The 17,404-nt window shown below is 66.4% G+C and carries 13 protein-coding genes; 10 read left to right on the top strand and 3 right to left on the bottom strand.

Translation table 11 applies throughout. The annotated features are described in order from the left end of the window. Nucleotides 1-8: 8 nt before the first annotated feature. Complete coding sequence (locus tag P0D77_RS03265; RefSeq protein ID WP_277554749.1) at nucleotides 9-1,700, bottom strand: DUF4397 domain-containing protein; 1,692 nt, start codon at nucleotides 1,698-1,700, stop codon at nucleotides 9-11. A gap of 243 nt (nucleotides 1,701-1,943) precedes the next feature. Here P0D77_RS03265 and P0D77_RS03260 point away from each other — a divergent pair, with 243 nt between their 5' ends. From P0D77_RS03260 to P0D77_RS03225, 8 genes are all read left to right on the top strand, one after another. After that, the gene (locus tag P0D77_RS03260) at nucleotides 1,944-2,138 is read left to right on the top strand and encodes a hypothetical protein (RefSeq protein WP_277554748.1); all 195 of its coding nucleotides are present in this window, start codon (nucleotides 1,944-1,946) and stop codon (nucleotides 2,136-2,138) included. 141 nt (nucleotides 2,139-2,279) lie between these two features. After that, on the top strand, nucleotides 2,280-4,097 hold the full coding sequence (locus P0D77_RS03255; protein WP_277554747.1) for an ABC transporter substrate-binding protein: 1,818 nt from the start codon (nucleotides 2,280-2,282) through the stop codon (nucleotides 4,095-4,097). A 6-nt stretch (nucleotides 4,098-4,103) separates the two neighbouring features. Continuing rightward, the gene (locus P0D77_RS03250; protein WP_277554746.1) at nucleotides 4,104-5,126 is read left to right on the top strand and encodes an ABC transporter permease; all 1,023 of its coding nucleotides are present in this window, start codon (nucleotides 4,104-4,106) and stop codon (nucleotides 5,124-5,126) included. Further along, a complete protein-coding gene (locus P0D77_RS03245) occupies nucleotides 5,126-6,238 on the top strand; it encodes an ABC transporter permease (RefSeq protein WP_277554745.1) in 1,113 nt (370 codons plus the stop codon). Before P0D77_RS03250 ends, P0D77_RS03245 begins: the two co-directional genes overlap by 1 nt. After that, on the top strand, nucleotides 6,235-7,290 hold the full coding sequence (locus tag P0D77_RS03240) for an ABC transporter ATP-binding protein (RefSeq protein ID WP_277554744.1): 1,056 nt from the start codon (nucleotides 6,235-6,237) through the stop codon (nucleotides 7,288-7,290). Before P0D77_RS03245 ends, P0D77_RS03240 begins: the two co-directional genes overlap by 4 nt. Next, nucleotides 7,287-8,372, top strand: coding sequence for an ABC transporter ATP-binding protein (locus P0D77_RS03235; RefSeq protein WP_277554743.1), 1,086 nt, complete (start codon nucleotides 7,287-7,289; stop codon nucleotides 8,370-8,372). Before P0D77_RS03240 ends, P0D77_RS03235 begins: the two co-directional genes overlap by 4 nt. Next, on the top strand, nucleotides 8,369-10,882 hold the full coding sequence (locus tag P0D77_RS03230; protein WP_277554742.1) for a glycosyl hydrolase: 2,514 nt from the start codon (nucleotides 8,369-8,371) through the stop codon (nucleotides 10,880-10,882). Before P0D77_RS03235 ends, P0D77_RS03230 begins: the two co-directional genes overlap by 4 nt. After that, nucleotides 10,879-13,101 carry a glycoside hydrolase family 3 N-terminal domain-containing protein gene (locus P0D77_RS03225; RefSeq protein ID WP_277554741.1) on the top strand — a complete coding sequence of 741 codons (2,223 nt, stop codon included), beginning with the start codon at nucleotides 10,879-10,881 and terminating at the stop codon, nucleotides 13,099-13,101. The genes P0D77_RS03230 and P0D77_RS03225 overlap by 4 nt, the downstream gene beginning before the upstream one ends. Before the next feature lie 18 nt (nucleotides 13,102-13,119). On the opposite strand, the gene P0D77_RS03220 is transcribed toward P0D77_RS03225, so the two are convergent. Further along, nucleotides 13,120-14,217, bottom strand: coding sequence for a TrmB family transcriptional regulator (locus tag P0D77_RS03220; protein ID WP_277554739.1), 1,098 nt, complete (start codon nucleotides 14,215-14,217; stop codon nucleotides 13,120-13,122). A gap of 85 nt (nucleotides 14,218-14,302) precedes the next feature. On the opposite strand from P0D77_RS03220, the gene P0D77_RS03215 reads away from it, so the two are divergent. Then, the gene (locus P0D77_RS03215; RefSeq protein ID WP_277554737.1) at nucleotides 14,303-15,373 is read left to right on the top strand and encodes a hypothetical protein; all 1,071 of its coding nucleotides are present in this window, start codon (nucleotides 14,303-14,305) and stop codon (nucleotides 15,371-15,373) included. A 56-nt stretch (nucleotides 15,374-15,429) separates the two neighbouring features. Here the strand turns inward: P0D77_RS03215 and P0D77_RS03210 are convergent, their stop codons facing one another. Further along, complete coding sequence (locus P0D77_RS03210; protein WP_277554735.1) at nucleotides 15,430-16,254, bottom strand: high-potential iron-sulfur protein; 825 nt, start codon at nucleotides 16,252-16,254, stop codon at nucleotides 15,430-15,432. A gap of 288 nt (nucleotides 16,255-16,542) precedes the next feature. On the opposite strand from P0D77_RS03210, the gene P0D77_RS03205 reads away from it, so the two are divergent. Beyond that, the gene (locus P0D77_RS03205) at nucleotides 16,543-17,298 is read left to right on the top strand and encodes a CPBP family intramembrane glutamic endopeptidase (protein ID WP_277554733.1); all 756 of its coding nucleotides are present in this window, start codon (nucleotides 16,543-16,545) and stop codon (nucleotides 17,296-17,298) included. Nucleotides 17,299-17,404 lie beyond the last annotated feature (106 nt).

Here is a 17,404-nt window from a genome sequence, read left to right as displayed (position 1 = left end):
AGACCAGATCAGTCGTCGTCCTCGTCTTCTTCGTCGTCCTCATCATCCTCCTCGTCGTCATCGTCGTCATCGTCGTCCCTGCGCTTTCTCCGTTCTTCTCGCCGCTTCTCCCGTTCCTTACGTCGCTCCTCCCGCCGTTTCTCTCGCTCTTTCCGTCGCTCCTCGCGCCGCTTTTCCCGCTCTTTCCGTCGCTCCTCCAGTTTCTTCCGCCAGTCACTCTCCTCCTCGCCTTCTTCACGCGGTTCGCGCTCGTCGTCTCGTTCGTCTTCCCGCGCGTCCGCTGGTGCGTCTTCGTCTCGGTCGTCTGCTGGCGTCTCGTCGGAAGCGTCGGTGTCCGTCTCGTCCGGGGTGGTGTCGGCGGTCTTGTCGGAAGCGTCGGGCGACTCCTCACGGTCGCGTTCCCGGTCGTCCCGAGGTGGAGATTCGTCGGCGGAGTCGTCGTTACGATAGCGCTCTCTGTCCCACGCTCGTTCGATGCGGACGGTCGCCGCGTCGAGGACAGCCTCGACGCCGTCGCCGTTCACGTCGTTCGGGTCGACGTACGGGCCGCCCGCGGCGGCGACCGAGAACCGGTCGGCGTCGGTGCCGCGGTACGCCATCGCGGCGAGACGCACCCGTCCCTCCGCGCCGTCTAACACGTCGTCGACGCCGAGGTCGACCTCGACGTTCGTGTGCCACCCCGGACCGAGGTACTCGGAGACGCCCACGACGCTCCCGGTGGGGTCGCTGTCGAACAGTGTCGGGTCGTGGAGAGCGACGAAGCCCCCGTCCGCGAGTCCGACGGCGTGAATCGTCACCGTGACCGTGTCGGCACCCGACTCGTACTCGAGACGCTGGTCGTCGAAGGTAACAGTCGCTGGGCCGGGCGTCGCGTCGCCGGCCACCGACAGCGAGAGCGGAACCGGAACCGCTGCGTCGTCCGGAGTGTGATACCCGAGCACGAGCAGCGTGAAGGCGACGCCACCGGTGAACCCGAGATTGCGTTCGAGGAGCACCGACCCCGGACCGTCGTCGGTGTCGTGTCGGAGGCCGACCTCGTATCTCCCCGACGCGACTTCGACGGCGTCGCTCGCCTGTCCGTAACTGACGCCGTCGAACAGCGTACGCGTGCGACGCGCAGTGGTCAGCGTTCGCAGCGAGTCGTCGGGCGAGGCGGCGCGCAGTCGCTCGATGCCGTCGTCGGACGGCGAGCGTCGTCGCGGGGCGACAGTCACGCCGACCGGAGATGCGTCCGGCGACGCGTGGATCACACGGAGTCGACTCTTGGTGGCGTCAAGGAGGTTGTTGTCGTCTTCGAACACCGCGAGGTCGAGGGTCGTGTCGCCGTCGACTTCGCCGACGACGACGGCGGTGTAATCGGCACCCTCGTCGAGGACGAGACGACGCGTAGGCAGTATCTCGGCGGTGCGCTCACCCGCTGGCGCGACCGACACGCGGTACGACCCGGCAGGGAGCGAGCGGTACTCTTCGACCGCACCGAAGTACAGATCCGACGCGACGGTCCGGACGGAGTCGTCACCGTCACGCCGCACTCGAACGTCGACGTCGGGGGCGTCTGGCGACGCGTGGATCACGCGGAGCCGAGCACGCTGGGTCGACCGGGTGTGCTCTGTCGCTGCCACTGGCTCCGTGCCGACCGCCAGAAGCACGCCGCTGGCAGCGATTCCCCCCAACACGCCCCGTCTCGTCAGGTCGAGCATCTGTTCGTAGCGAACCAATCGTATCAATTAGACAATATTACTGCGTCAATATTGTGTTCGGGTAGTGTCAGTGTGGTAACGGTGGTGAGCGGCTGACACGCACACTGGAGCCGGGAGACGAACCTGTGTCGACGGGTCTACGACAGGAGTAGAGTATCAAGTGGGGACAGGGTTGCATTCGAACGCCACTAAACCGACGTCCCGACGACACCCTTTTGCCCGTCGCTTGCGGCGGGTGGCAGTATGCGCCGGAACGTCCTCTGGGTCCTGTTCGCGCTCGACGTGATCCTGCTCGTGTTCCTCGCGATCGCGTTCCAGTTCACGACGCCGGGAACGGCAGCGCACGCGATTTCACAGGTTTCGGCCGCAATTATCCTGATGACGCTGATCGGACTCGCGGTCGCAATCCGTCGCGGCGTCCAGCTTCACCTTCCGTAACTCACCACGGGCCGAGCCGCTTCGTCGTCGAAGCGTGCCGGGTCCGCCACCACACAAACTGTCAGAAAATCTATTTATTGAACCACTACATCAAATATATCGTGAAAAATACATACATACTACCAGTCGAATTGGCGAGGTATGTCCGATGGACACACGGGCGAGGCAGAACGGAATCTACGAAAGACACGGCGGCGGTTCCTGCAGGCGGCGGGTGTGACCGGGGCCGCAGCAATTGCGGGCTGTGCCGGGTCGAACACGGGAACGCCGACGGCCACTGACAGCGACGGCGGTGGTGGCGACGGCGGAAGTGACGGGACCCAGACCAGTGAGTCCGACTCGCTGGAGATGACCGACCGGACGTTCGTCACCGCGACGACGAGCGTGCCGAAAGACATGCAGTTCAACCCCTACGGCCAGCAGTATCCTGATCGTGCGGCGCTGGCGATATTCGAGAACCTCCTGTACGTGAACGAGGCGACGAGCACGTTCATGCCAGGCGTCCTCGAGTCGTGGGACATCGGGTCGGAGACGGTGACACTGTCCGTCCGCGACGGCTTCAACTGGCACAGCGGCGACGCGGTCACTGCCGAAGACGTCGCGTTCAAACTGAAACTGGAGGCGTACGACGGCGCAGCCATCGGTAACATCGTCGCGCCGGAGAACATAACCGTCGCCGACGAGTCGACGGTCGAACTCGGCTTGGATCGAGCGGTCTCCGACGAGGTGTTCCTCTACTCACTGAAGCCCATCGCCCTCGACACGCCGCGCGACCAGTTCGGCAAGTTCCTCGACGCGTTCGAGTCCGACGGCGAAGCACCCGGGATGGCGGAGATGACGCTCGAGGAACCGAACGGGACCGGCCCGTTCAAGTTCGACCACGCGCGCAACCAGGAACTCGTCGCCACGCGCTTCGAGGACCACCCCGACGCCGACCAGATCAACTTTGCGGCGTTCAAGTGGAACTACCTGCAGTCGAACCAGAAGCAGTGGCAGGCGCTGCGTACCGACAACATCGACGGCATCGACAACGTGTTCACGCCCTCGAACATCGCGGAGTCGTACGGCGACCACGTCCGCGAGATTCAGATGCCCGCCAACTGGGGAATGGGCATCATGTTCAACCACGAGCACAAACACTACAGCCAGCAGAATGTCAAGCAGGCGATCCAGTACGTCATCGACCGCGAGAAACTCGCACAGACGGCTGGCGGCAAGATGCACGTCCCCGTGGAAGTCCCCTCGGGGCTTCCAGGAAACTTCGACGGTAGTTACAAAGAGTGGCTGGGTGACTCGCTGTCGGAGTTCGACGCCTACGACCCCGACACGCAGAAGGCGGCGCAACTGCTCCGCGACGCCGGCTTCTCGAAGCAGGACGGCACGTGGGTCGACGCCGACGGCGAGACGCTCTCGTTCCCGTACAAGATCCCTGCGGGGTGGAACGACTGGACCGCGGGCGGGCAGTCCATCGTACAAGACCTCAACGACTTCGGCATCGAGGCGTCGCTGAACCCGAGCCAGTCGTACTGGGGTGACATCTACGGCAACCAAGACTACATCGTCGCCGGCCTCGGCTGGCCGGACGGGAAACTGTACCCGTACTTCTCGCTGAACAAACTCCTCAACGGCTTCCGCTCGCGGACCATCCTGAAGTTCCCGCGAGAGGTCGAAGTCGCACCGCTGGGTGAGCCGAACGGCGAGAAGCGCACGGTGAACTTCGAGTCCGAACTGGAGGAACTCGCGGGGTTGACCGGCGAGGAGGCCAAGCAGAAGACGCAGGAACTGGCGTGGGTCGTCAACCGCCACCTCCCGATGGCCCCGCTGATGGAGAAGGTCGACCAGTCGTGGGTGACCACCGACGACTGGAACACGGTGACGCAGGACGACGAGGACGCCATCGTCGACTGGCCGCAGTACTACCTGCCCCGCGAGGGGAAGCTCACGGCCAAGCCCGAGTAACCGCCGATGTACGAGTACTTCGTAAAGCGTACCGGACAAGCGCTATTCACGGCGTTCGTCGTGGTCTCGCTGTCGTTCGGGCTCGTCCGGCTGATGCCGGGCAACCCCGCCGACCAGCTACGGGGCCAACTCATCCGGAACAATCCGGACATGTCCCAACAGGAGATCAATCGGCGCGTCGAGAGCTACATCAACATCGACCTCACCGCGCCGCTGCACGAGCAGTATCTCGACTACGTCGGTGGCATCGTCCGTGGCGACCTCGGTCAGTCGATCAGCCAGAACGCCCCCGTCTCGGAGATTCTCGGACAGGCGCTCCCGTGGACGGTGTTCGCGTTCTCGATAGCTATCCTGCTGATGTTCGCCGCCGGCATCGCGCTGGGCGCGATTATGGCGTACCAGGAGGGGAGTCGCTTCGATATGGGGACGACCGGCATCGGTATCGTCCTTAACTCGACGCCGAACTACGTGACGGCGCTGTTGTTCTTGTACATCTTCGGCTACACCTTCGGGTGGTTCCCGACCAGCGGGCACATCTCCTCGGCGGTCGTTCCCGTGGTGAACCCGCTTCGGCCGGTCGCGACGTTCCAGTTCGTCGCCGACGCCATCTACCACGCGAGTCTGCTCATCGCCGCAGTCGTCATCACTGGCTTCGGCGGCGTCGCACTCGCGATGCGCGGGAACAGTATCCAGGTGCTCGGCGAGGACTATCTCCGCGTCGCACGGCTTCGCGGCCTCTCTGACACCCGGATCGCCCTGCGCTACGTCGCTCGCAACGCTATCCTGCCGATGTACACCGGCCTGCTGCTCGCGTTCGGTGCCGTCATCGGCGGGTCGGCTATCCTCGAACAGGTGTTCACCTACCCTGGACTCGGCTACTACATCGTTGCCGCCGTCGAGGCGCGCGACTACCCGCTGATGATGGGCGGGTTCGTCCTCATCACGCTCGCCGTCGTCGTCGGCGCGTTCGTCGCCGACCTGACGTACGGCCTCGTCGACCCGCGCGTCTCCACGGGAGGTGACTCCTAATGAGTCGCGAGAACTCCACGAGCGGGTTCCAAGACCGCGGCGGCTTCGGGACCGTCTCGGAGTCGTCGATGGGGCGGGCAGACCGACTCCGAAAGACGCTCGACCTGTGGGTGGTCGCACCCGCGCGCGTCGTCTGGAACGACGTGCGCGCTCGGATCGGTGCGGTCCTCGTGTTCGGATTCGTCTTTATTGGCCTCCTCGGCCCGTCGCTCGTCGCCCAACCGCGCGTCGGGCAAGCGCCGCTGTTGATCGGCCCGTTCCAGGGCGGGATCATCGGCGGCAGTTGGTACGAACTGACCAGCACGACGGTAGCCGGTGTCTCGGTGCCGTGGGTCGCGATGTACTGGCCGCTCGGCACCGACAACGTCGGTCGCGGCATCCTCGAACAGGTCGTCCACGCGACCCCGCGGATGCTGTTGATGATCACCAGCGCCGGCCTGTTCGTCACCGTCCTCGGGACGACTATCGGCGCGCTGGCGGGCTACACCGGCGGTCGCATCGACAGTCTGCTGTCGACGCTCATCGACATTGTGATGACCCTGCCGGGACTGCCCGTGCTGCTCATTCTCGTCGCGTTGCTGCAGCCTGAGAGTCCCATCGTGCTCGGTATCGTCCTCTCCTTGCAGGGGTGGGCGGGGATGGCGCGGGCCATCCGCTCGCAGGTACTCACGATCCGGTCGACCTCCTACGTGGAGGCGTCGCGGGCGATGGGCCTGTCGACGCCAGCGATCGTCGTCAAAGAGATCGTTCCCAACATTATGCCGTTCGTGATGATCAATATGGTCAACGCGATGCGAGGCGTCATCTTCGCCTCCGTCGGCCTCTACTTCCTCGGCCTGTTGCCGTTCTCGGAGGTCGTCAACTGGGGCGTGATGCTCCAACTGGCGTACTCCAACGGTGGGATGCTGACCATCGACGCCGCTCACTGGCTCATCGTCCCGATGGTGTCGATCATCCTGCTGTCGATGGGACTGATCCTCTTCGCACAGGGGATGGACCGGGTGTTCAACCCCCGCGTCCGCGCCCGTCACTCACGAACTACCGGCGACGACGACGACGCCGAACCCGCCGGCCCGTCCACGCGACCGACCACAGTCGGAGGTGAACTATGAGTACTCCCACAGCAGCCACTACCGAACAGCCCCGAACCGACCGCGACGTCGTCCTCGAGTGTCGCGACCTGACCGTCTCCTTCGAGATGGACCGCGGCACGAGTCGCGTCCTCAACGGTGTCGACATCGACATCGAACGCGGCGAGATCATCGGCATCGTCGGCGAGTCCGGCAGCGGAAAGTCGATGTTCGCCTCGGCGCTGTTGAACGCGGTCGTCGACCCTGGACAGACCGAAGGGAGCGTCACCTACCACCCGCGCGACGGCGACCCCGTCGATGTCTTGAACCTCCAGAAGGGCCCGCTCCGGCAACTCCGCTGGGAGGACATCTCGATGGTGTTCCAGGGGGCGATGAGTTCGTTCAACCCCACGATGGACTTCCGCGAGCACTTCGTGGAGACGCTCGAAGCCCACGACTACGACGTCGCCGAGGGCCTCGAACGCGCGGAGCAACTCCTCGCAGACCTGTATCTCGACCCCGAGCGCATCCTGAGTTCGTATCCGCACGAACTGTCGGGCGGGATGAAACAGCGGGCGCTCATCGCGCTGGCGCTCGTGCTGGAGCCGGAAGTGCTCGTGATGGACGAACCGACGGCCGCGCTCGACCTGCTGATGCAGCGGTCGATCATCAGCCTGCTGTCTGAGTTGCGCGACAAGTACGACCTCACGATGGTGTTCATCACGCACGACCTCCCGCTGGTCACGAAACTGGCCGACCGGATCGGCGTGCTGTACGCCTTCGAGTTCGCAGAGGTCGGCGACACCGAGGCCATCGTCCACGATCCACGTCACCCGTACACACGTGCGTTGCTCAACGCGACGCCGAACCTCGACGCACCGCTGGGGGAGATGCGGCCCATCGAAGGGTCGGCACCCGACCCGGTCGCCGTGCCGCCGGGGTGTCCGTACCACGAGCGGTGCCCCATCGCGACCGACGAGTGTGAGATGGAGAAGCCGCCGATGGAACCCGTCTCGTCGACGCACGAAGTCGCGTGTCACCATTGGGACGACGTCGACGAGGAGGTTCCCCTCGCGACGGAGGTGGAGCAATGAGCGCCGACAATCCGGTCGTCTCACTGTCCGACATCGACGTACACTTCCAGAAGGAGGGGTCGGGACTGAACCCCTTCGCCGACACGCCGACAGTTCGCGCCGTCGACGGCGTCGACCTCGACATCGGCGAGAACGACGTCGTCGCCATCGTCGGCGAGTCCGGCAGTGGAAAGACGACGCTCGGGAAGGCGGCCGTCGGCCTCCAGAAACCCACCGGCGGGAGCATCAGCTTCCGCGGGCAAGACATCTGGGAGGCGAAGAAGTGGCGGTCGAATCCGTCGGTCCCCTTCGAGGAGATTCGCCGGTCGCTGCAGATCATCCATCAAGACCCCGGTGCGGCACTGAACCCGAACCGGACGGTCATCTCGTCGCTGTCGGCACCGCTGAAGCGGTGGCAGTCCGACCTCGACTCTGACGACCGCGAGGCGCGCGTCTTCCACTTCCTCGAACGCGTGGGGATGTCGCCGCCGGAGGACTACGCTCACCGCTACCCGCACCAACTGTCGGGCGGGGAGAAACAGCGGGTGGCGCTCATCCGGGCGCTGTTGATGAATCCCGACCTCATCCTCGCGGACGAGGCGGTCAGCGCCCTCGACGTGAGCCTTCGCGTCGAGATGATGGACCTGATGCTCGACCTGCAGTCAGAGTTCGACACGTCGTTCCTGTTCATCAGTCACGACCTCTCGAACGCCCGCTACATCGCCGAACACGCCGGGGGTCGCCTCGGCGTGATGTACCTCGGCGAACTGGTCGAGATTGGTCCCGTCGAGGAGGTGCTCCAGAACCCGCAACACCCCTACACGAAGGTCCTGAAGTGGGCGACGCCGGAACTCGGTGTCGACGAGGACGCCGGCGGGCCACCAGTTCGTGAGATCGACATCCCCGATCCGGTGAACCCGCCGTCTGGCTGTCGGTTCCACACGCGGTGTCCGAAGGCGACCGAACAGTGCCGCGCGGCCGCGCCGGACGTCACCAACGTCGACGGCGACGACAACGGCGACCACCGCGTCGCCTGCTACCGCGTTCGCGACGACGGCCCCTACTGGGACAGCGATCCGCTCGACGGAGCAGACGTCTCATGAGCGGGGACGACGAGAACGGGATCGCGGTCGACGGCCTCTCCCGGCGAGGCTACCTCGCCGGCATCGGCACGCTCGGTGCCGCCGGTCTCGCTGGATGTTCCGACTCCGGGTCGGAGTCGACGGCGACCGCCTCGCCCACGCCGGGCCAGCGGACGACCGAAGACGCGACGCCGACCAGGACGCCGACGGGCGATCCTATCGTCTCGGTCGGTGAAGGCGGCTACACGACGGTTCTGCCGTCCGGAGAAGACGCGCCGCCCGACCAGGTGTACGCGGCCGAGGACGTCACCGCGCCGTTCCCGACCAACGAGTGGTGGAGCAACCTCCTGCGTGCCCAGTACGGCGCGCCGATGTGGGCCCACCCGCTCGTGGGGACGCCGAGGGACGCGGGTCTCGACCTCTCGTACCCGACCGAGTGGACGTTCTCGAATCCACCCGGTCACGCGCACCCCGACAACGTCGCCGAGATGGACGCGACTACCGACCTCACGCTGTCGACGACGGGCGGGTCGTTCGTCGACGCCGTCTGCGCCGGCTACGGCGACTGGCACGTCGACGTTCGCTGGGGCGCGGGCGACGCGTCCACGCCGACGCTCGACGCGACGCTCACGCAAGGGTCGCCGTTCGTGTTCGCCACGGTCGCCGGTGCCGACGCCGAACTCTCGTTCGCCGGGACGCCAGAGGTGTGGGCTGACCGCGGGAACGTCCTCGGCGTCACCGTCGACGGCCACCACTACGGCGTGTTCGCGCCCAAAGGAGCGTCGTGGGACGGCGTCGGCACGGCGACGCTCACGAGCGCTCTCGCGGGCGAAGAGTACCTCGCGGTCGCCGTATTGCCGGCGGCGACGACGGACGCGCTCTCACGGTACGAGTCGTACGCGTACAACCGGATCACCGGCACAACCGTCTCGTGGACCTACGACGATGCGAGTCGGACGGTGCAGACGACGTACGCGTTCGAGACGGACACGCGTCCCGAGTCGGATGCGACCGGGACTGTCGCCGCACTGTACCCCCACCAGCACGAGCACACCGACGCGACGCCGACGGGCGACACGTTCGTCTGCCCGCGCGGGGCGATGGAGACGGTCGCGGGCACGTCGTTCGAGACGACGATGGACCTGCCGCCGGTCGTTCCCCACTTCCCGGCGGTCGACGACGTCGACACGGATCGGCTCGCAGAGTACGTCAACGACGTAGAGTCGGAGTCGCCGCTCGTTCGCCGCGGCCCCGAACAACCCGGCGACGGCACCTACTGGACGGGGAAGAACTACGAGCGACTCGTCCAACTGCGGCCCATCGCCGACCAGGTCGGCGACACCGACGCCGTCGAGTCGTTCACCACGGCGCTTCGCGCGGACGTCGAGACGTGGCTCGATCCGGAGGTGTCCGGCGACAGTTCCTCCGACGACGTGTTCTACTACGACGAGACGTGGGGCACGCTCGTCGGCTACAACGACTCGTTCGGGTCGGGGCCGGAACTGAACGACCACCACTTCCACTACGGCTACTACGTGAAGGCGGCCGCCGACCTCGCGCGGACCGACCCCGCGTGGGCCGACGCCGACGCGTGGGGTGGGATGGTCGAGTTGCTGATCCGCGACTACGCCTCCCCTTCCCACGACGACGAGATGTTCCCGTTCCTGCGGAACTTCTCGCCGTACGCGGGCCACTCGTGGGCCGCCGGCAACCCCGCGTTCGACATCGGCAACAACCAGGAGTCGTCGTCGGAGGCGGTCAACGCCTACGCCGCAATCTTGCAGTACGGCGAGTACACCGGCGACGAGACGCTCCGCGACCTCGGCGCGTACCTGCTGACGCACGAAACGACCGCCGTCGACGCGTACTGGTACGACGTCGACGACGAGAACCATCCCGACGATTGGCCCTACGAGTACGCCGCGATGGTGTGGGGCGGCGGCTACAAACACGACACCTGGTGGACGGACGACGCCGAGGCGATCCACGGTATCAACGTCCTCCCGGTGGGCGGCCACTCGCTGTCGCTCGGCCGCGACGCCACGGCCGCCGAGACGGTGTACGACGAACTCGTCGCCGAGAACGACGGTGACGACTTCGACTACTGGCCGGACATCCTCTGGCAGTACCGCTCGTTCAGCGACCCCGACGACGCCCTGCGACTGTTCGAGGAGAATCCGGAGTTCTACTCCGTCGAATTCGCCGAGTCACGCGCTCACACCTACCACTGGCTGACGGCGATGGCGGCGTTCGGGACGGTCGACGCGAGCGTGACCGCAGACACCCCGCTTTCGGCCGTCTTCAGCGACGGCGACACGCGGACCTACCTCGCGTACAACGCCGACGACAGCGAGACGACCGTCACCTTCTCTGACGGCACCACGCTGGCAGTCGCGCCGAACGACCTCGGGCACACCACCGCGCCCGCCCCCGACGACGCGGCCGCCGTACGGACCCGAACGACCCCCCACTCGGACACGGACAGCGTGCCCGACCGGGTGAACGACGACACCACTACAGACACGATATGACGACTCACGAGACACGACACAGTCAGCAGCAGTTGATCGACGACGACGCGGGCATCGAACGCCTGCTCGACGAGATGACGCTCCGCGAGAAGGCCGCCCAACTCGCCGGCACGTTCGTCGGCACGATGGGCGAGACGAAGACGGTCGACGACGCCGCCGACGCCATCCGCGACTTCGGTATCGGCTTCGTCACGCCGTTCGGCTACGGCGCGTCGCCACACCGCGACTCCCAAGAGGTGGTCGAGATCGCGAATAGACTCCAGCGCGTCGCGATGGAGGAGTCGCGACTGGGCATCCCGATCCTCATCCCCGTCGACGCGATTCACGGCAACGCCTACGTCGAAGACACGACGGTGTTCCCGCACAACATCGGCGTCGCGGCGGCCCGCGACCGCGACCTCGCCGAACAGATCGGAACCGTCACCGCGACCGAAGTCGCCGCAACCGGATCGAGTCTCACCTACGGCCCGACGTGCGACGTGGCACGCGACCCCCGCTGGGGCCGCACGTTCGAGACGTTCGGCGAGTCGCCGTACCTCATCGGCGAACTCGCGGCCGCGAAGGCCCGCGGCGTCGACGACGCGCCCGTCGACGTGGCGACGATGGCGAAGCACTTCCCGGCGTACGGCGAACCCGAGCGCGGCGAGGACACCGCCCCCGTCGACCGCTCGCTGTCGTCGCTGTATCGCGACTTCCTCCCGCCGTTTGAGCGTGTCCTCGAAGCCGGTGTCGAGGGGATTATGCCGAGTTACAACTCCATCAACGGCGAGCCATCGCACGGGTCACGCAACTGGCTGACCGACGTACTCCGCGAGGAGTTGGGCTTCGACGGCTACGTCGCCTCCGACTGGAACGGCATCAACATGCTCCACGAGAACCACCACGTCGCGCCCGACGCCCGCGACGCCATCCGGCAGGCGGTCGACGCCGGCGTCGACGTCCACTCTCTCGGCGGCGAGGGCCACGTCGAGGCCGTCGTCGACCTCGTCGATTCGGGCGAACTCTCCGAGGCCGCCATCGAGCAGTCCGTCCGCCGTGTCCTCCAACTCAAGGCCGATCTGGGCCTGTTCGAGGACCCGTTCGTCGACGCCGACGAGTCCGCCGAGACGCTCGACCGTCCCGACCACCAAGCGGTGTCGCTGGAGGCCGCCCGCAAGTCGATGACGCTGTTGCAAAACGACGACGACTGCCTCCCGTTCGACCCCGACGCCGAGGACGTCCTCGTGACCGGGCCGAACGCCGACTCACTAGTCAATCAGGTCGGCGGGTGGAGCTTGAAGGAGGAACACGAACTCGACGGGACGACGATTCGTGAGGGCATCGAGTCGTTCACCTCGGACGAAACGACCGTCCGCTACGAGCAGGGAGCCGGTATCGATGAATCGGGCGACGTGGAGGCGGCCGCCGACGCCGCGGCAGACGCCGACGCGGCCGTCGTCGTCCTCGGTGAGAACTGGTACATCCACGAGTTCGGGCCACAGGACGTCACCGGCCCGACCGAGGAGTTCCCGAACCGCGCGGAGATAACCCTGCCCGAGTCACAGCAGGCGTTGCTCGAAGCCGTCGTCGAGACGGACACGCCGACGGTGCTGGTCGTCGTTGCGGGGCGTCCGCTGTCGATTCCGTGGGCCGCAGAACACGTCGACGCCATCGTCCACGCATACTTCCCCGGCGCACAGGGCGGGCAGGCCGTCGCCGAGACGCTGTTCGGCGCGAACAACCCGAGCGGGAAACTCCCCATCTCGGTGCCGCGGTCGGCCGGGCACCTCCCCGTTCGCCACAACTACCTCGCGAACCCGACGCCCATCGGCGAGGACGAACACCTCTCGTCGTACGACCCGCTGTTTGGGTTCGGCCACGGCCTCTCGTACACCACCTTCGAGTACCGCGACCTGTCAGTGTCGAGCGACACCATCGCCGACGGCGAGTCCGTGACGGCGTCGGTGACGCTCGCGAACACGGGCGACTGCGCGGGCGAGGAAGTCGTCCAGGTGTTCGGCGGGCGCGACCACGCCTCGGTCGTGACGCCCGTCGAGGAACTGGTCGGGTTCGAACGCGTCTCGCTGGAACCGGGTGAGGAGACGACCGTCTCGCTGGAGGTTCCCTCGGACGCCTTCGACGTGGTCCGTCCGGACGGCTCCAGTCGGTTCGAGGCCGGTCCAATCACTCTGCGAAGCGAGTCGCTGGAGGCGTCGCTGGAGTCGGTCGCGGAGCGGTAATCGGTCAGAAACTGCGACTCACACGGGGTCGCGACCGGGAAGCGGAAGCGTCTCCGGCGTGAGGCCGACCAGCGAGATGGTGCGCATCTCCACGTCTTCGAACACCGCGCCCCACCCGCCGACATCGACGGTTCCCTCGTCTGTCGCGAGGACGATGCTCTTGTGGGCACCCATATCTGAGAGCGCAAGCCGTGAGAGGTCGAAGTCGTCGCGGTGGTGTGAGAGGTCGGCGACGACGCCACGGAGGGTGCGCCGTTGGTCGGTGGCGATGTCGACGCCGTCGACGACCACTTCGAGTTCGTACCCGTCGTTCCACAGCGAGTGGCAGTCGCAGACGAACTCCTCCATCGTGACGTACGTCACGCGGTCGGTCTCATCGGCGTACAGGGTCGGGTAGAGGTTCCACAGACAGGTGAGGTAGTACCAGTGGAACACGAACGGCAGGATGCGGTCGTAGATGGTGACGCCGTAGTCCTCGTCGGAGCGGCTGTTGGGCGCGAAGCAGGTTCGGTGGCGGTCGACGATGACGAGAAACGGCCCGGGGATGCTACAGCCGCGAAGTTCCGAGATGGTGTCCGAGGGGTCGAACTCCTCGGGCGGCGTCTGCCCCTCGTCGACGTAGACGGACGCGCGAACGACGACGCCCCGGTCGCGTGCCTCCCGGAGAACGGGTGACAGGCGGAGGAGTTGCTCGTACGTGCCCGCGAGTTCGACGACGGTGTCGGCCTCGTCGATGAGGTCGCGAGCGTTCTCGACGGCCGTCTCGCCGCGTTTCGTCACGCCGACACGGGCGTCCATCCGGTTCGGTTGGCGGTACCGCTCGCGTATCTCCTCGGCGGCGTCGTGGAGCAGTTCCCCCCGCGACTCCAGTTCGCTCATCGAGACGCCGGGGTCGCACGGGCGAACGTACAGTTTCTCGCGGTCGATGGTCTCGACGTACCCCTTCGACTCCAGACTCCGGAGGACGTCGTACACCTGCGAGACGGGGACGGCGCTCTCGCGGCCGACCTCAACCGCCGGTGAGACGCCCATATCGAGCAGAGTGAGATACGCTTCCGCCTGATACTCCGTCAGATCGGCGTAGTGCAACGCCTGCGCAAGCGTCTCACGGTCCATACACGGGCAAGTGAGTACCGGCACATCAACCTTCCCCGCGACTCCGACGGCCGCGGGCGGCCGAACGGGTCGGGTGGCGCTTCCGGTGTACGTACAGTCATACACCCACGACCCGAGGAACTGGCTGATGAAGCGCCACCGCCTCGGTCTGCTCGTCCTCGTGTTCGCGCTCGTCGTCACGCCCGTCGCGGCACACGTCCCGAGCGACCCCGGCGACAACGACAGTCCCGAACAGGCCGTCCAGGTGAGTGACGCCGCGAAGTCGTGGTCGTACTACGACGAACTCGACGACGGCGAGGCGCAGTACTACGAGGTGACTGTCGCAGCCGACGAACGCCTGCAGGTGAGCGCGTTCACCCCCGTCGACGGCGCGTTCACGCCGTCGCTCGTCGTGATGGCACCCGGCCTCAACGGAGGGGAGGCCCCACCCGGCGTCGCCGTCCCCGACGGGATGGGTGCGGTCGTCGTCGAGGGTGAACGTCCCGCGACGCCTGGGTACGAGCCGTTCGCCCCCTCCGCGAACTACGAGACGGCCGCCTTCGAGCACGACAGTTCGACGCAGACCACGTACCTCGTCGCCCTGTACGAACCGGCGAACCGCAGCGGCCCGGCGGGCGTCGCCATCGGCTACCAAGAGTCGTTCTCGCTGGCCGAGTACGGGACGGTACCGTTCGCGCTGGTGGAGACGCACCTGTGGGAGGGGCAACCGCTCGTCGTCGCCGTCGGCCCGTTCGCGCTGACGGTCGTCGCCGGTGCGGGGGCGTTGCTGACGCGCCGCCGCGACGTGTTCGAGGGAACGCTCGCGGAGTACGCGCTGGTCGCGGGCGGATTACTGGTCCTCGCTAGCGGGGTGAACACGCTCGTCCAGACGGGCATCGCGCTGTCTGCGACCGGGCCGACCGCCGGCGCTCTCGTCACCGCGGCGTACGTCGTCGTCCCGGCGGTGTGCGGGGCGTGGGCGCTCCGCGTCGCGACGCGGCCAGGTCCGATCGGTGCTCGAACGCGGGTTGGCCTGGTCGTCGCCGGTCTCGCGGCGTTCGCGACGTGGGGCGGGTTCCTCGTCGGGCCGGCGTTGCTCGTGACAGTCGCCGTCGTGCCGGAGCAGGTGCTCGGGTGGCAACCGGTAGCGAGCGTGGCCGGCAGTCGCCGAGAGTAGAGTGCCTGTCTGAGCCGCGACGGCCGCGCCGCGAGTGCGCACGCACTGCAGGGCCCTCAGAGTTCTTCCGTGATGTGCTCCCAGATGACACACCAGTCTTCGGCAGCGATGTACCCCTCGACTCTCGCGCAGGCGCCCCAACCGTCGCCGTTCTCGTCCGGGATGAACTCCGCGCAGTTACCGCAAGACTGGCCCGGCCGGGCGACACCGTCCGCGATGGCTTCGACGGACTCCATCAGGTTCACGTCCGCCTGCGAGAGGAGGTCGTCGGGTGACCGCTCCTCGCCGCCTTGTGAGTCGGCCGTGCGGTACGCCTCCGGGACGGCCGCCGTCGCGAGGTCGGATTCGGCCATCCCGTCGGGAACCGAGGGCTCGGGCAGCGACTCGTAGACCGTACACCAGTCCTCGCCGCCGATGTACCCCTCGACTTCCGCGCAGGCACCGAATGCGTCCCCGTTCTTGTCTGGAATGTAGTCGGCACAGTTGGCGCAGCACGTACCCGGTTGGTGAGCCTCGTTCTCCACCGCGTCGTCGTACTCTGCGAATCCCACGTCGGCCTTCGCGAACAACTCGTCCGGGTTGCGCGTCTCGTTGCCGAGCGACACCGCCGACAGGTACACGTCGGGAACGGGACCGAATTCGAACTCCTCCTCCGAGACTCCCTCGGGGAGTTCTTCCTCCTCTTCCCCGTCTTCGTCGTCAGATTCCGTGGGCTCGACACCCGCCGGTGACGGGGACTCCGTCTCGCTCGTCGTCTCCCCACCCCCGCTGGTCCCGCCGCACCCACTCAACGCCGCGATTCCGACGGTCGCGACGAGGTAGTGTCGCCGACACCACATATCGTGGCCGGAGTTGTCACCGGTACGGAGGCCGTCAATCATCACAATTGATCGTTTATAATATGGGCATATGAATAGTCGTTCAGTAAATATGTCTCTTTGCCATTATTTCTCAGCCCGATAGCGGGCAGTGAAGATACGATAGCGATGTCGGCTGACAGATACCGACCACTCGACGGCGATATCGAGGGGCCGTCGACGAGAACCGAGCGACGAGGGATCTGAACCACGGTGGGTTCGCTCGCGACTGCTCGATCCGTATCCGGCTCTCCGACGAGTGATAGCCTGGGCCACTGCTGAGTTATATCGTGAGCGAGCGTCGATACTGGTATGAGCAGTATCACCGATTCCGACACCCTAGACCGGGAAGACGCACAGCGGGTATCGACTCGGACGGCCGGACGGGGTCGCGCTGTCGCCGTGGCTCTCGGCCTGACGGTCGCGGCGTTCGTCACCTCGCTGGCCACCGGCATCGTGTTTGCCATCCCGGTGTTTCTGGCCGGCCTCGACGTCCAGTCGCCGCTCGTGTTCATCGGTCTGCTGCTGGCCGGGCAACTCGGCTTGTTCGCTGTCGGCGCGGTGTACGTGTGGCGCACAGGTCTGCGCGTTCCAGTCGCCGTCCCCGACGCCCGCCAAGCGCGTGACATCCTTCTCGCGACCGTCCTTGCACTCGTAACGGCAGTCGGACTGATCACGGTGGTGTCGGCGCTCGGTCTGGCGCCCGGGTCCGTGATCGAAGGGGCGGTGACCGCAGATCCGAGACTCCTCGTGGCGCTCGCGGTCGCCTCCGTGTTGGTGGTCGCGCCAATCGAAGAGTTCCTCTTCCGTGGCGTGATTCAGGGTCGGCTTCGCGGTACGTTCGGCCCGGTTGCCGCCGTTGCGGGTGCGGCGCTGCTGTTCGGGTCGCTCCATCTCACGAACTACACCGGCGCGCTCGCCGGCGTCGTCGTTGGCGCGCTCCTCATCGCCGTGATCGGATCGGTGTTCGGCGCGCTGTACGAGCGGACCGGTAACCTCGCGGCGCCCGTTCTCGCACACGGCGTCTACAACGCGGTGTTGTTCCTGGGGAGTTACGCGGTCGCCTGACCGGCGCGTGGCCGGTGTGACGTGCGAGAAACCGAACGGCCTCGGTCGTTCACAGTGTTCACGAGACGGGACAGAAGTTCACGGGGTGCTTCTCTCGTCGCGGTGA

Origin of the sequence: Halobaculum limi (assembly GCF_029490015.1) — an archaeon.
In the GTDB taxonomy this organism is placed as follows: Archaea; Halobacteriota; Halobacteria; order Halobacteriales; family Haloferacaceae; genus Halobaculum; species Halobaculum limi.
The sequence above is the reverse complement of the archived record's forward strand: the minus strand, read 5'-3'. Positions and strand labels throughout refer to the sequence as shown.

Excerpts from the sequence above, each read along its gene's own strand:
- P0D77_RS03220 (WP_277554739.1), bottom strand. The coding sequence starts at position 14,217 with ATGGACCGTGAGACGCTTGCGCAGGCGTTGCACTACGCCGATCTGACG.
- P0D77_RS03260 (WP_277554748.1), top strand. The coding sequence starts at position 1,944 with ATGCGCCGGAACGTCCTCTGGGTCCTGTTCGCGCTCGACGTGATCCTG.
- P0D77_RS03265 (WP_277554749.1), bottom strand. The coding sequence starts at position 1,700 with ATGCTCGACCTGACGAGACGGGGCGTGTTGGGGGGAATCGCTGCCAGC.
- P0D77_RS03205 (WP_277554733.1), top strand. The coding sequence starts at position 16,543 with ATGAGCAGTATCACCGATTCCGACACCCTAGACCGGGAAGACGCACAG.
- P0D77_RS03235 (WP_277554743.1), top strand. The coding sequence starts at position 7,287 with ATGAGCGCCGACAATCCGGTCGTCTCACTGTCCGACATCGACGTACAC.
- P0D77_RS03250 (WP_277554746.1), top strand. The coding sequence starts at position 4,104 with ATGTACGAGTACTTCGTAAAGCGTACCGGACAAGCGCTATTCACGGCG.
- P0D77_RS03255 (WP_277554747.1), top strand. The coding sequence starts at position 2,280 with ATGTCCGATGGACACACGGGCGAGGCAGAACGGAATCTACGAAAGACA.
- P0D77_RS03240 (WP_277554744.1), top strand. The coding sequence starts at position 6,235 with ATGAGTACTCCCACAGCAGCCACTACCGAACAGCCCCGAACCGACCGC.
- P0D77_RS03225 (WP_277554741.1), top strand. The coding sequence starts at position 10,879 with ATGACGACTCACGAGACACGACACAGTCAGCAGCAGTTGATCGACGAC.
- P0D77_RS03245 (WP_277554745.1), top strand. The coding sequence starts at position 5,126 with ATGAGTCGCGAGAACTCCACGAGCGGGTTCCAAGACCGCGGCGGCTTC.
- P0D77_RS03230 (WP_277554742.1), top strand. The coding sequence starts at position 8,369 with ATGAGCGGGGACGACGAGAACGGGATCGCGGTCGACGGCCTCTCCCGG.
- P0D77_RS03210 (WP_277554735.1), bottom strand. The coding sequence starts at position 16,254 with ATGATTGACGGCCTCCGTACCGGTGACAACTCCGGCCACGATATGTGG.